Origin of the sequence: Oceanobacillus sp. MO10714A (assembly GCF_037072045.1) — a bacterium.
Lineage (GTDB): Bacteria > Bacillota > Bacilli > Bacillales > Amphibacillaceae > Oceanobacillus > Oceanobacillus indicireducens.
Window position 1 is genome coordinate 26,639 of sequence record NZ_JAXHDC010000001.1, and the last position, 12,757, is coordinate 39,395.

Genomic DNA, 12,757 nt, shown 5'->3' on the forward strand with positions numbered 1-12,757 from the left:
GAGTTATTATTTTCAAAATAATCGTTTATCGATTAAGATAGAGAATATAGAGGGGGGATCATATTGACCACGATTGTAAAAAAAGTGGAAAATCAAGTGGCATACTTAACGATTCAAAGTCCACCAGCTAATGCATTGTCTAGTCAATTAATAAAGGATTTAGATGTGTTCCTTGGGGAAATTGAAGAGGGCGACAATGTGAAAGCGATTGTTATTCACGGGGAGGGCAAATTTTTCTCGGCTGGTGCTGACATTAAAGAATTCACTTCTTTGCAAGCGCATTCAGATTATGAGGAGCTTGCTAAAAATGGGCAGAAAGTGTTTCAAAGGTTGGAAGAATTCCGGGTCCCTGTTATTGCAGCAATCCACGGTGCAGCATTAGGTGGAGGTTTAGAACTTGCGATGGCATGCCATATCCGGATTGTCGGGGAAAATGCAAAGCTCGGTCTACCAGAGCTCAATCTAGGTATTATTCCTGGTTTTGCTGGGACTCAGCGTTTACCGCGCTACGTCGGAACTGCTAAAGCATATGAAATGATATTATCAGGGGAGCCGATTTCCGGCCGTGATGCGGTAACGTTTGGACTTGCTAATCGGGCAGTGTCTGACGAGAGTGTCTTGGAAGAAGCTAGAAAGCTTGGGGAAAAAATAGCTGGAAAAAGTAAGCCAACAATTAACCAGGTTATGAAACTTGTAAATTACACCCGCTCCGATAAATTCATAGCTGGTGTGGAAGCTGAAGCAGAGGCCTTCGGAACTGTATTTGGCTCCGAAGATGCAAAAGAAGGCATTCAAGCATTTATTGAAAAGAGAAAACCTAATTTTAAAGATAAATAAAAAGTATAAGAGGAGGAAGCAAGATGGATATTTATGTACTATTAAAAAAGACCTTTGATACAGAAGAAAAAATTAATCTGGATGATGGAAGAATCGATGAGGAGGGTGCAGAATTCATCATTAATCCTTATGATGAGTACGCTGTGGAGGAAGCAATTAAACAGCGGGATGAGCACGGAGGGGAAGTAACCGTGATTACAATCGGGGATGAAGACTCTGAAAAACAATTACGAACTGCCCTCGCAATGGGAGCAGATAAAGCCGTCCTCATCAATACAGAAGATGATTTGGATGAGGGAGACCAATATACAACAGCCAAAATTTTGGAAGCGTTTTTTGAAGATAAAGAAGTGGACTTAATATTAGCAGGAAATGTTGCGATTGATGAGGCGAGTGGCCAAGTTGGTCCGCGTCTTGCAGAAGCTTTAGGCATCCCATACGTTACAACAATTACAGATCTATCGATTGACGGGGATAACGTTCGGATTGAAAAGGATGTGGAAGGAGATGTAGAGACGGTTGAAACGACCTTACCTCTCCTCGTTACTTGTCAGCAAGGTTTAAACGAACCACGTTACCCATCTCTTCCAGGAATTATGAAGGCGAAGAAAAAGCCGCTTGAAGAATTAGAACTGGATGATCTTGATGTAGATGAAGACGATATTGAACCGAAAACGAAGACAGTTGAAGTATTCCTACCACCTGAAAAAGAAGCGGGGAGGGTTCTGGAAGGAGAGATCCAGGATCAAGTGAAAGAACTTGTCACATTGCTGAGAAATGAAAAGAAAGTACTTTAAGCGAAAAGGATAGAGAGAGGGGAAGAAGAATGAGTAAATTACTAGTAATTGCAGAAGGTAGAGACGGTGCTTTACGTAACGTATCATTTGAAGCGGTTGCAGCAGCGAAGGCAATCCATGCGGATGCTGAGATCGTCGGCATCGTTTTAGGAAAAGAAAATCTGGAAGAGCAAGCCCAAGAGCTGATTTATTATGGCGCAGATCGCGTTGTTACTATAGCGCATGAAAAATTAGAAAACTATACCTCAGAAGGTTATGGTCAAGCCGTTCTGACGGTAATAAATGATGAATCTCCAGATGGCATCGTAATGGGACATACATCCATTGGGAAGGATTTGACACCGAAGCTCGCTACCAAGTTGGATACTGGATTAGTTTCCGACGTTGTAGCAATTGAAACAAACGGCGACCGAGTCGAGTATGTTCGACCAATTTATTCTGGTAAAGCCTTCGAAAAGAAAATTATTACAGATGGTCTAACTTTTGTAACGATCCGTCCAAATAACATCGCAACTCTTGAACGTGATGAAGCAAGGACCGGTGATATAACAGCAAAAGAAGTGGAAGTAGCTGATATTCGTACCGTTATCAAAGACGTTGTCCGAAAAGCAAGCGAAGGGGTAGACTTGTCCGAAGCAAGCGTCGTTATCGCAGGCGGACGTGGTGTCAAGAGTGCGGAAGGATTTGACATATTATATGAACTTGCGGATGTCCTTGGTGGCGCGGTAGGAGCGTCCCGTGGGGCATGTGACGCGGAATACTGTGATTACTCTCTTCAAATCGGGCAAACCGGTAAAGTCGTTACTCCGGACCTTTATATTGCAGTTGGTATATCCGGAGCAATCCAACATTTGGCGGGGATGTCAAACTCGAAAGTCATCGTAGCGATTAATAAAGATCCAGAAGCAAACATATTTAATATCGCCGACTACGGAATTGTAGGAGACTTATTTGAAGTGATACCATTACTTATTGAAGAAATTAAAACGGTTAAAGTATAATGTGAAAATTAGCCGGGACATGTTTCTTGTCCCGGTTCTTTCTTTCTTTCAATTTTTTTAAAAACGAATAAGCAAAAAGCTAGGAAGTAAATAATAAGGGTGTTATACTTCTATTTAAGTAGGTTGAATGATCACGGTGCAATCGTTCCTAAAACATCTGCCTTAAATATAGAGAGGTTAGCCGAATTTATTTAGGCGGGTCATACTGGACGCTACCACCCTGATTAGCTCATCTAGCATTCAGTTGGAGATGGCCAAAAGCTCCACTGAATGAAGTTTCGTTTTTATCAAAAGGAGGAAATGTTAATGGCAATTGAACATGTAACAGATCAAAATTTTGCTGAGGCAACCGCTGAAGGTTTAGTTCTCGTTGATTTTTGGGCACCATGGTGCGGACCTTGTAAAATGATTGCTCCAGTATTAGAGGAAATTGACGGAGAAATGTCCGATGATGTAAAAATTGTTAAATTAGACGTCGATGATAACCAAGAAACTGCAAGTAAATTTGGTGTCATGAGCATCCCAACACTATTACTACTGAAAGATGGGGATGTAGTTGACCAAGCAATTGGCTTCCAGCCGAAAGAAGCACTAACCGAATTAATTAACAAACATCTCTAATTCATGTAAAATTATATAGTAGAGAACCGAAATCCCTTGTTGTTTTCATAACAAGGGATTTTCTAAACTTAAAGGAATGATTATCATGAATAACATCATTAAAAGGAAGCTGGAAATACTCCCGGCAAATCCAGGTTGTTACCTGATGAAAGATAAGCAGGGAACGATCATTTATGTCGGTAAATCTAAAAAATTGCGTAATCGTGTCCGTTCTTATTTTACAGGAGCTAATGATCAGAAAACCCAACGATTGGTTCAAGAAATCGTCGACTTCGAGTATTTTGTCACTTCTTCAGAATTAGAAGCACTCATTTTAGAAATGAATTTAATAAAAAAATATGATCCGAAATATAACGTCATGTTAAAAGACGACAAATCCTACCCCTATTTAAAAATCACAGCTGAAAGACATCCCCGTCTATTGATTACGAGAAAAATTAAAAAGGATAAAGGGAAATATTTCGGTCCGTACCCGAATGTTATTGCAGCACGGGAAACGAAGAAACTGCTCGATCGAATTTACCCTTTGCGTAAATGCAATAATCCATCAGGTAGGCCGTGTTTATATTATCACTTGAACCAATGTAAAGCATGTAGTAAAACACCGCCGACTGAAGAGGAATATGCCAAAATCGTTCAAGAAGTGAGCTCGTTTTTGCAAGGTGGTTACCAGGAGATTAAAGGGAATTTAACAGAGAAAATGTATGAAGCGAGTGAAGCGCTGAACTTTGAAAGGGCGAAAGAACTGCGAGATCAAATTCAGCATATCGATGTTGTCATGGAGAAACAGAAAATGACAATGGCCGATAAAACGGATCGTGACATATTCGGGTACAGTTACGATAAAGGCTGGATGTGTATTCAGGTATTCTTCATGCGCCAAGGTAAGTTGATTGAACGGAATGTAACAACTTTTCCTTTTTATGATGATCCAGAAGAGGCGTTCACTAGTTTTATTGGAAGATTTTATTTACACCAAAATCATTTGAAACCGAAAGAAATTCTAATGCCAATTGGTACAAATAACGAATTGATCAGTAAGTTGTTGGAAGTCCAGGCACATACCCCTTTCCGTGGCAGGAAGAAAGAACTTGTTGAATTAGCGATGAAGAATGCAACGATCGCCTTAAATGAGAAGTTTCTTTTAATTGAAAGGGATGAAGAACGGACGATTATCGCAACAGAGAAGCTTGGTGAGATTCTTAATATTGAAACGCCTTATCGCATTGAAGCCTTTGATAACTCGAATATCCAAGGCACAGATCCAGTTTCCGCGATGATAGCTTTTGTAGATGGTCGGCCAAGTAAAAAGGATTACCGCAAATATAAAATTCGAACAGTTGATGGTCCTGATGACTATGAAACGATGCGTGAAGTAATCCGAAGAAGGTATACGCGCGTACTTAAGGAAAATCTACCACTGCCTGACTTGATCATTGTTGATGGTGGAAAAGGCCAAATAAGCGCGGCGACGGATGTGCTCGAAAATGAATTAGGCCTTGATATACCAATAGCCGGTTTAATAAAAGATGAAAGACATAAGACAAGTGAACTACTCTATGGCTCGCCGCCAATGATTGTTCCACTTGAGCGGCAATCTCATGAATTTTATCTTGTCCAACGGATTCAGGATGAAGTGCACCGGTTCGCAATTACGTTTCACAGGAATCTGCGCAGTAAGGGATTATTCCAATCTTCTCTGGATGGTATTCCAGGTGTCGGTGAAAAACGGAAAAAGTTATTGCTCCGACATTTTAAATCAATCACGGAGCTGAAAAAGGCGTCGGTCACAGATATTACTAAACTTGGAATTCCATCGAACACAGCCCAAGAGATCATCAATCATTTAAATGAAATAGATGCACAGGAGAAAGAAGAAACAGAAGAAAAAACGAATTCATAATACGAATCTTCATTCAGCGAGTGTCATTGCTCTTTTCCCATTGAACTTGCTTTCGTGAATTAGGGCGCTAGCGTCCGTTATCTTCTGGCTGTATAACTTAATAAATCTGTCTGTTGGAAGGGAGATTGCACCACTATGAAAATACGCACTGCTCTCGTATAAATAGTACGAAGAAACAGTGCGTATCTTTAATTTGTGTAAAACACTGTGAATTGGATTTGATGGATGCGGCGATTGATCTCTTCTTTGCATTCACATTCTATTCCATCAATCATTTGTACAGCTTCCGCTAGAAAGCCCGCTTCCAAACGAAAATCTGCTTCTAGTGGACCTTTTAAGCGCAATACGACCGAATCAGAGAGGAGATGAAATATTTTCTCCTGTTTTTTTTCTTTTACGAGTTCCATTTTGCCGATACCTAACATTTCAAAGATATATGTAATATCATCTATAGAATTTATTTCAAATTTCCTTGCAAGATTTTTCCCCATGAAATAAAGCAATGTAGGTGCCTCGTTGCCTAATAGATCAGGAAGCGCGAGATAACGAAGGACATCAAACCCTGCACCGGATGTCTGTAATTCTTCAAGTTGAGAAATCGGGATCGTCGTCAGCTGCTTACTCATTTCTGTCACCCTTTCCATCCTAGACTGTCAATATACTAAACTATCATAAATAGACTTTTATTCATTATACAATACATAAATACAGCGAACCAGTCCTAACTGGAGTTAGGATAATTACGTGCTGCTGCGAGTCCGCAGTTACGATAGTTCTCCGTAAATTAGGATGTCTGCTACCGTACTATGCATTCTGCAAGATTCGCGCTAAGACCCGACACATCGGACGTGCTAATGCAGACGTTGCCATATACGAGAGCGTGTATTCTTAGTCTGCCTCGAAAGAAAAGCGTTTCCTGAGAAGGCTCATCGTCTTCGGATTCCTTACTGAGTCTTTTTTAAACGCAAATTATTTTAAGTTTGGTATAATTAAATTATGGAAGTTTTTAGAAGGTCCAAGCTGCTTACTTCGGAATTGTTAGAAATAAAATCGTTTTCTTGACGGTTTATAAACTAAGAAGTACAATAAAAGTGTTACAATTTTGTATCATTTTAGAGGTTCATGTAGAAAAAAGTAGAACCTATTAAACTAAAATGATAACTAAATATGAAATTATTAACCTACAAGGGGGGAAAAACATGGCGGGGCAACGTGATTTTTACTGGAGAAGGTTACATTCTTTACTAGGTGTTGTTCCAATCGGAATATTCTTAGTCCAGCACTTAATAATTAACCACTTTGCCGTGTATGGAGAAGAAAGCTTCAATAAAGCAGCAGGATTTATGGGAGGGCTTCCATTTGTCATATTACTGGAAATCTTTGTGATCTACCTGCCGATTCTTTATCATGCAGTATTAGGGGTATACATAGCGTTTACTGCAAAGAATAACGTAGCGAAATATGGATTCTTCCGCAACTGGATGTTCAAGCTGCAACGCTGGACAGGAATTATTACATTAGTATTCATTGCATGGCATGTATGGGAAACACGCGTCCAGATTGGACTTGGAAATGCTGAAGTAAACTACAGCTTAATGGAAGGAATTCTTTCTAGCCCATTTATGTTCTGGTTCTACATAATCGGTGTAGTTTCAGCTGTATTCCACTTCGCTAATGGACTGTGGAGCTTCTTTGTAACATGGGGTATTACGCAATCACCGAAATCGCAGCGGGTGTTAACATATGTAGCACTCTTCATTTTTATCGCGGTCAGCTATATCGGTGTAAGAACATTAATTCAGTTTGCGTATGGTGTGTAAAAGTAAGTAATTAGAGGAGTGAGTCAAATAAATGAGTAATCGTAAAATTGCTGTAATTGGTGGTGGTCTAGCAGGATTAATGGCTACAATCAAAGCAGCAGAAGCAGGTGTAAAAGTTGATTTATTTTCAGTTGTTCCTGTAAAACGTTCTCACTCTGTATGTGCTCAAGGTGGAATTAATGGAGCGGTTAATACGAAGGGTGAGGGAGACTCACCATGGCTTCATTTTGATGACACGATATACGGTGGAGACTTTTTAGCTAATCAACCACAGGTAAAGGCAATGTGTGAGGCGGCTCCGGGGATTATACATATGTTTGACCGGATGGGAGTTATGTTTAACCGTACACCAGAAGGCCTACTAGACTTCAGACGTTTTGGTGGTACACAAATGCACCGTACTGCATTTGCCGGAGCAACTACGGGGCAACAATTATTATATGCATTGGATGAACAAGTCCGTCGTTATGAAGTAGAGGGACTTGTTACAAAGTTTGAAGGATGGGAATTTCTCTCAGCGATTATCGATGAAGAAGGTATCGGTCGGGGAATTGTTGCTCAGGACATTAAATCACATGAAATTCGAGCATTCCGTTCTGACGCTACTATTTTCGCAACAGGTGGTCCTGGTATCATATTTGGAAAATCAACGAACTCGATGATCAATACTGGTTCAGCTGCAAGTATTCTTTATCAACAGGGAGTCAAATATGCAAACGGAGAATTTATTCAAATTCACCCGACAGCAATTCCTGGAGATGATAAACTGCGCTTAATGAGTGAATCTGCTCGTGGAGAAGGTGGACGGATCTGGACATATAAAGACGGGGAGCCTTGGTACTTCCTGGAAGAGAAATATCCAGCTTATGGAAATCTTGTACCGCGTGATATTGCTACGAGAGAAATCTTTGATGTTTGTGTGAACCAAAAGCTTGGTATTAATGGAGAGAACATGGTTTATCTTGACCTCTCGCATAAGGACGCAAAAGAACTTGATATTAAGCTTGGTGGAATTATAGAAATCTATGAAAAGTTTGTTGGAGAGGATCCGCGTAAAGTTCCGATGAAGATATTCCCAGCAGTTCACTATTCGATGGGCGGACTTTGGATTGATGAAAATCAAATGACAAATATCCCAGGGATTTTTGCAGCGGGAGAGGCTGATTATTCTCAGCACGGTGCGAACCGTCTAGGTGCAAACTCGCTACTATCCGCAATTTATGGTGGTTCTGTAGCAGGCCCGAAAGCGATTGAATATATTGACGGACTTGATAAACATGCAGAAGACATTAGTGACCAGCTCTTTGACGAGAAAGCACGAAAAGAGCAAGCGAAATTCGATGAGCTATTAGGCATGGATGGGACCGAAAATGCTTATGTGTTGCATAAAGAGCTAGGTGAATGGATGACGGACAACGTAACTGTTGTACGAGAAAATGAAAAGCTGCTTCAAACAGATGAAAAAATTCAGGAGTTACAAGAACGCTGGAAGAATATCAATATTAATGATACTTCTCGTTGGAGTAACCAAGGAGTCATGTTTGCGCGTCAGCTGGATAGCATGTTGCATCTTGCGCGTGTTATTACTATTGGTGCCTTTAAGCGTGATGAAAGCCGCGGAGCACATTACAAACCGGCATTCCCTGAACGTAATGATGACGAATTCCTGAAGACAACAATCGCGGAGTTTGACAGCAAGAATGTGGAACCGATTATTAGTTATGAAGAAGTTGATGTGTCATTAATCAAGCCTCGTAAACGTGACTACACAACTACACACTAAGGGGGAGAATACAAGATGGCTGAAAAAAGTACAGTTACATTTATTATAACTCGTCAAGACAGTCCAGACTCTGAACCCTACGAAGAAACGTTTCATGTTCCATACCGTCAGAATATGAACGTTATTTCCGCGTTAATGGAAATTCAACGGAATCCGGTGAATGCAAATGGGGAAGAGACATCACCGGTTATGTGGGAGATGAGTTGTTTAGAGGAGGTATGTGGTGCCTGTTCGATGGTAATTAATGGTACCGCAAGACAATCATGTGCAGCGTTGGTTGACCAGTTGGAGCAGCCAATCCGCTTGGCACCAATGTCGACTTTCCCGGTTGTACGTGATTTAATTGTCGACCGTGAGCGGATGTTTGATGCATTGAAACAAGTGAAAGCTTGGGTTCCAATTGACGGAACGCATGATCTTGGACCTGGTCCAAGAATGCCGGAGAATAAACGGCAGTGGGCGTATGAACTTTCAAAATGTATGACGTGTGGTGTTTGTTTGGAGGCCTGCCCGAATGTTAACGACAAATCCGACTTTATCGGACCGGCGGCTCTTTCACAGGTGCGCTTATTTAATGCCCACCCAACAGGAGCAATGCATGCAAGTGATCGATTAGAAGGTTTGATGGAGGATGGCGGTATCAGCGGCTGTGGTAACTCACAAAACTGTGTACAAGTATGTCCGAAAGGCATCCCGCTTACTACTTCGATTGCAGCAATGAACCGTGCAACAAATCTACACGCCTTCAGAAGCTTCTTTGGCAGTGACAAAACACTATAAAGTGAAACTTAATAAGTCGGGGGTATTTTATCCCCACTTATTATTAGTTGAACAAACTGGAGTATAGGGCCCGTTAACTTCCATCAAAACTCCTTTGGTAGACTTTTTGATGTGGGAGTTTTACGGACGATTGTACTGGGATGAAATAAAGCGAATGGTCCTTACCTATGTAGGCGAGGACCATTCCGTTATTTAAGGGGGAGCATTGCGATGAAGGGAATAGATTACATAAATGATTTGGAGACATGGCGTTCCGAATTTTCTTTTTCCATACCGATAAAGGTACGTTTTTCTGAAACGGATTTATATGGTCATGTCAATAATACGTCCGTTTTCATCTATTTCGAAGAGGCGCGAATTGAGTTTTTGCAATCTTTTGGCTCATTTAGGGATTTGGATCAAAAGAAACGAGGGTTTGTTGTCGCTGACCTCCAATGTAATTATCTCAAGCAAATGTTTTTCAATGAAACGATAGATTTCTATGTTAAAGTGGAAACAATCGGTACAACATCCATGGACTTACATTATATGGCGGTTAATAATCAAGGTGAAATAACGGTAACGGGAAGAGGTCGTGTCGTTATGATGGATTTTACAACGAACAAAGCCTGGGCTATCCCTGAGGAAATGAAAACAATACTTGCAGACAAAAATCATGTACGCTAAATGGAGAAAACCGACTTTCTATGAAAAGGAAGTCGGTTTTTTAAATCTATGTATCTTTTAAAACAGATTCAATCTTATATTAATCTTCAGGAGTTGAAACGGTTAAGCCACGTTCGGCGAAAACTTTTTTCGCGACAGAAAGTGCATTCAGCACACTAGGGAATCCTGTATATGGAATGAGATGCATAATACAACCGACAATCTCTTCCGGCGTTAGACCAACAGATAATCCAGTTTTAATATGCATTTCGATTTGCGGTTTTCCTTGAGCGACGAGAGCAGTAATGGTTGTCATTACCTTTTGCTTGTTGTCCAATCCAGGACGCGCATAAATGTCTCCAAAAGCAAATTCAACAACATACTTGCTCAAATCTGGCGCAATATCTTTAAACGCCTCCCCAATATCCATTTCTCCAGTTGGATTACGATCATCGGATGCCGTAAGTTCCTGTATCTTATCTATCCCTCTTTGATAACGATCGTTTGTCATTGTAAAAACCTCCTTGATTTAATTGTATAAAAAGACTTTATAAAAGATAATATTCTGTCTTTTCGTATTAGTATATAGCCTTTTTGGACGACTCGTCAATGAGGGGCCATGCGTTACATTGTACAAGCCTGTTAGTTTATACTTTGAACCTCTCATGACTGAAGTTACGAGTGCGCTTGGTTTATTCATAAAAAGATAAATTAGACCGACTTCCACTAAATGAAAGTCGGTCTAAATTACAGCTTAAGTTCTCCCATACGAAGAAGCTCAACGACTGCCTGTGAACGCCCCTTTACCCCCAGTTTCTGCATCGCGTTTGAAATGTGATTTCTCACGGTTTTTTCCGATATAAACAGTTTCTGGGCTATTTCTTTTGTTGTCATATCTTGTACAAGCAGTTCAAATACTTCCTTTTCTCGCTTCGTTAATAATTGCTTCGGTTTATAGTTGCTGTCCTTCAAATTATAACCCCTCCTTGCTCTTGATAGAGCTGCTTTTTGAAGGGAATTATTTAGTCATTATAGCTTATGAACGGAAAGGAATTTAGTGCGTGGTAAATGACCTATTTTAAAGCCTTTACTCCGTAGATAAGTAGCATATTTACTATGCTACAGATGAAAATTTGGTATACTAGTCTAAGGCGTTTATTCAAATTTGAAATTAGAGTGTAAGGAGGTTGCCGAATGGAGAATGAGATTGCTTCATCAGAACCCATCGTTAAAATTGAAAAAAGATTACGTTATATATCTGGAATGATCAAACAAAACGGCAGGAAGATTTTACATAACTATCCCATAACCTCTCCGCAGTTTGTAGCCCTCCAATGGTTATTGGAAGAAGGCGATTTGACGATTGGAGAGCTTTCAAATAAAATAAGTCTTGCTTTTAGCACAACGACCGATCTTGTAGACCGAATGGAGAAGAATGAACTGGTTGAACGAATCAGGGATAATAAGGATCGACGGGTAGTGAGGATTCATTTATTAGACAAGGGAAAAGTGATTATCCATGAAGTAATTGAAAAGCGTCAGGAATATTTACGGGAAGTTCTCGCCGGCTTTACCACGGAAGAAGAAACAGTATTAAATGAAATGCTTGATTCATTGTATGATCGAATGAAGCAAGTAAATGAGAAATAGTAGATAAGGAATGAACGAAAAGTGGACAGACCAATAGGAGTAATTGATTCAGGTGTAGGCGGTTTGACCGTAGCACTTGAACTTATGAGGCAACTGCCAAGAGAGAAATTAATTTATCTTGGGGATACGAAACGCTGCCCATATGGACCAAGAACGAAAGAAGAAGTTCAGCAATTCACTTGGGAAATGGTGAATTTCTTATTAGAAAAAGAAATTAAGCTGCTTGTAATTGCCTGTAATACAGCTACAGCCTATACGATTGATGATTTAAAAGATAAATTAAATATTCCGGTGATCGGTGTCATCAATCCGGGGGCAAGAGCAGCGATTAAAGCAACAAACAATCAAGAAATTGGCATTATCGGGACAGAAGGTACAGTGAAAAGTGGCGCTTATCCGGAGGCGTTAAAGCGAATCAATCCAGAACTTCATGTACAAGCGCTTGCCTGTCCATTGTTTGTGCCACTAGTGGAAAGAGGAGTCTTTTCAGGTGAGGAAGCAAGAACAGTTGTACAGACAACGTTAGAACCTTTAGTGGAAGATAACGTGATGGATACATTAATTTTAGGGTGCACGCATTATCCTTTATTAAAACCGCTGATCCAAGATGTAGTTGGTAACAAGGTTGCGGTGATTTCTTCAAGTGAAGAAACAGCAAGGGAAACAAGTGCTATACTTGAAATTAAACATTTGCATAATAAATCAGGCGTGCAACAGGTACATGAAATTTATTCTACAGGGGATATGGAATTATTTAATTGTATTGCAACCAAAATTTTCCAAAGTGGTATCCAGCAGCAATTTAAAATTAAACGAGCAGTCATTGAAAAAGATTAGCGCCTAGCTAGTCTTTTTTAATAGGAATTCCCCACTGAATGAAGTTTCACTTTATCTTTAACTTACGTATTAACATTTTATTT

The 12,757-nt window shown here is 40.2% G+C and carries 14 protein-coding genes; 11 read left to right on the top strand and 3 right to left on the bottom strand.

The window, feature by feature from the left end:
• Positions 1 to 63 precede the first annotated feature (63 nt).
• The 5 genes from SPD53_RS00150 (at position 64) to uvrC (ending at position 5,159) form a co-directional block, all read left to right on the top strand.
• Entirely contained in the window at positions 64 to 837 is a 774-nt protein-coding gene (locus SPD53_RS00150) for an enoyl-CoA hydratase (protein WP_336251331.1), read from the top strand.
• 23 nt (positions 838 to 860) lie between these two features.
• Positions 861 to 1,634, top strand: coding sequence for an electron transfer flavoprotein subunit beta/FixA family protein (locus SPD53_RS00155; RefSeq protein WP_156857860.1), 774 nt, complete (start codon positions 861 to 863; stop codon positions 1,632 to 1,634).
• A gap of 29 nt (positions 1,635 to 1,663) precedes the next feature.
• Positions 1,664 to 2,635: an electron transfer flavoprotein subunit alpha/FixB family protein gene (locus SPD53_RS00160; RefSeq protein ID WP_156857861.1), complete on the top strand. Its 972-nt coding sequence runs from the start codon at positions 1,664 to 1,666 to the stop codon at positions 2,633 to 2,635.
• Between the two features lie 306 nt (positions 2,636 to 2,941).
• Complete coding sequence (gene trxA / locus SPD53_RS00165) at positions 2,942 to 3,256, top strand: thioredoxin (protein ID WP_156857862.1); 315 nt, start codon at positions 2,942 to 2,944, stop codon at positions 3,254 to 3,256.
• Positions 3,257 to 3,341: 85 nt separating this feature from the next.
• Positions 3,342 to 5,159, top strand: a complete 1,818-nt coding sequence (gene uvrC, locus SPD53_RS00170) for an excinuclease ABC subunit UvrC (RefSeq protein WP_156857863.1) — start codon at positions 3,342 to 3,344, stop codon at positions 5,157 to 5,159.
• A gap of 188 nt (positions 5,160 to 5,347) precedes the next feature.
• On the opposite strand, the gene SPD53_RS00175 is transcribed toward uvrC, so the two are convergent.
• Positions 5,348 to 5,785, bottom strand: coding sequence for a YslB family protein (locus tag SPD53_RS00175; RefSeq protein WP_156857864.1), 438 nt, complete (start codon positions 5,783 to 5,785; stop codon positions 5,348 to 5,350).
• A 573-nt stretch (positions 5,786 to 6,358) separates the two neighbouring features.
• Between SPD53_RS00175 and SPD53_RS00180 the strand changes: the two genes are divergently transcribed.
• From SPD53_RS00180 to SPD53_RS00195, 4 genes are all read left to right on the top strand, one after another.
• Positions 6,359 to 6,979 (top strand): succinate dehydrogenase cytochrome b558 subunit, encoded by a 621-nt coding sequence (locus tag SPD53_RS00180; RefSeq protein ID WP_156857865.1) that lies wholly within the window; start codon positions 6,359 to 6,361, stop codon positions 6,977 to 6,979.
• Between the two features lie 31 nt (positions 6,980 to 7,010).
• A complete protein-coding gene (sdhA, locus tag SPD53_RS00185) occupies positions 7,011 to 8,762 on the top strand; it encodes a succinate dehydrogenase flavoprotein subunit (RefSeq protein WP_336251332.1) in 1,752 nt (583 codons plus the stop codon).
• Between the two features lie 15 nt (positions 8,763 to 8,777).
• Entirely contained in the window at positions 8,778 to 9,542 is a 765-nt protein-coding gene (gene sdhB / locus SPD53_RS00190; RefSeq protein ID WP_156857867.1) for a succinate dehydrogenase iron-sulfur subunit, read from the top strand.
• A gap of 210 nt (positions 9,543 to 9,752) precedes the next feature.
• Positions 9,753 to 10,208, top strand: coding sequence for an acyl-CoA thioesterase (locus SPD53_RS00195; protein ID WP_336251333.1), 456 nt, complete (start codon positions 9,753 to 9,755; stop codon positions 10,206 to 10,208).
• Between the two features lie 79 nt (positions 10,209 to 10,287).
• Here the strand turns inward: SPD53_RS00195 and SPD53_RS00200 are convergent, their stop codons facing one another.
• Together SPD53_RS00200 and SPD53_RS00205 are read right to left on the bottom strand one after the other, a co-directional pair.
• A complete protein-coding gene (locus tag SPD53_RS00200; RefSeq protein WP_336251334.1) occupies positions 10,288 to 10,698 on the bottom strand; it encodes a carboxymuconolactone decarboxylase family protein in 411 nt (136 codons plus the stop codon).
• Positions 10,699 to 10,934: 236 nt separating this feature from the next.
• Positions 10,935 to 11,159: a helix-turn-helix domain-containing protein gene (locus SPD53_RS00205; RefSeq protein ID WP_156857869.1), complete on the bottom strand. Its 225-nt coding sequence runs from the start codon at positions 11,157 to 11,159 to the stop codon at positions 10,935 to 10,937.
• Positions 11,160 to 11,381: 222 nt separating this feature from the next.
• On the opposite strand from SPD53_RS00205, the gene SPD53_RS00210 reads away from it, so the two are divergent.
• Both SPD53_RS00210 and racE read left to right on the top strand, forming a co-directional pair.
• Positions 11,382 to 11,837 carry a MarR family winged helix-turn-helix transcriptional regulator gene (locus tag SPD53_RS00210; protein WP_156858027.1) on the top strand — a complete coding sequence of 152 codons (456 nt, stop codon included), beginning with the start codon at positions 11,382 to 11,384 and terminating at the stop codon, positions 11,835 to 11,837.
• Positions 11,838 to 11,858: 21 nt separating this feature from the next.
• Complete coding sequence (gene racE / locus SPD53_RS00215) at positions 11,859 to 12,674, top strand: glutamate racemase (RefSeq protein ID WP_156858026.1); 816 nt, start codon at positions 11,859 to 11,861, stop codon at positions 12,672 to 12,674.
• Positions 12,675 to 12,757 lie beyond the last annotated feature (83 nt).

Excerpts from the sequence above, each read along its gene's own strand:
- sdhB (WP_156857867.1), top strand. The coding sequence starts at position 8,778 with ATGGCTGAAAAAAGTACAGTTACATTTATTATAACTCGTCAAGACAGT.
- SPD53_RS00160 (WP_156857861.1), top strand. The coding sequence starts at position 1,664 with ATGAGTAAATTACTAGTAATTGCAGAAGGTAGAGACGGTGCTTTACGT.
- SPD53_RS00180 (WP_156857865.1), top strand. The coding sequence starts at position 6,359 with ATGGCGGGGCAACGTGATTTTTACTGGAGAAGGTTACATTCTTTACTA.
- SPD53_RS00195 (WP_336251333.1), top strand. The coding sequence starts at position 9,753 with ATGAAGGGAATAGATTACATAAATGATTTGGAGACATGGCGTTCCGAA.
- trxA (WP_156857862.1), top strand. The coding sequence starts at position 2,942 with ATGGCAATTGAACATGTAACAGATCAAAATTTTGCTGAGGCAACCGCT.
- uvrC (WP_156857863.1), top strand. The coding sequence starts at position 3,342 with ATGAATAACATCATTAAAAGGAAGCTGGAAATACTCCCGGCAAATCCA.
- SPD53_RS00210 (WP_156858027.1), top strand. The coding sequence starts at position 11,382 with ATGGAGAATGAGATTGCTTCATCAGAACCCATCGTTAAAATTGAAAAA.
- SPD53_RS00175 (WP_156857864.1), bottom strand. The coding sequence starts at position 5,785 with ATGAGTAAGCAGCTGACGACGATCCCGATTTCTCAACTTGAAGAATTA.
- sdhA (WP_336251332.1), top strand. The coding sequence starts at position 7,011 with ATGAGTAATCGTAAAATTGCTGTAATTGGTGGTGGTCTAGCAGGATTA.
- SPD53_RS00155 (WP_156857860.1), top strand. The coding sequence starts at position 861 with ATGGATATTTATGTACTATTAAAAAAGACCTTTGATACAGAAGAAAAA.
- SPD53_RS00200 (WP_336251334.1), bottom strand. The coding sequence starts at position 10,698 with ATGACAAACGATCGTTATCAAAGAGGGATAGATAAGATACAGGAACTT.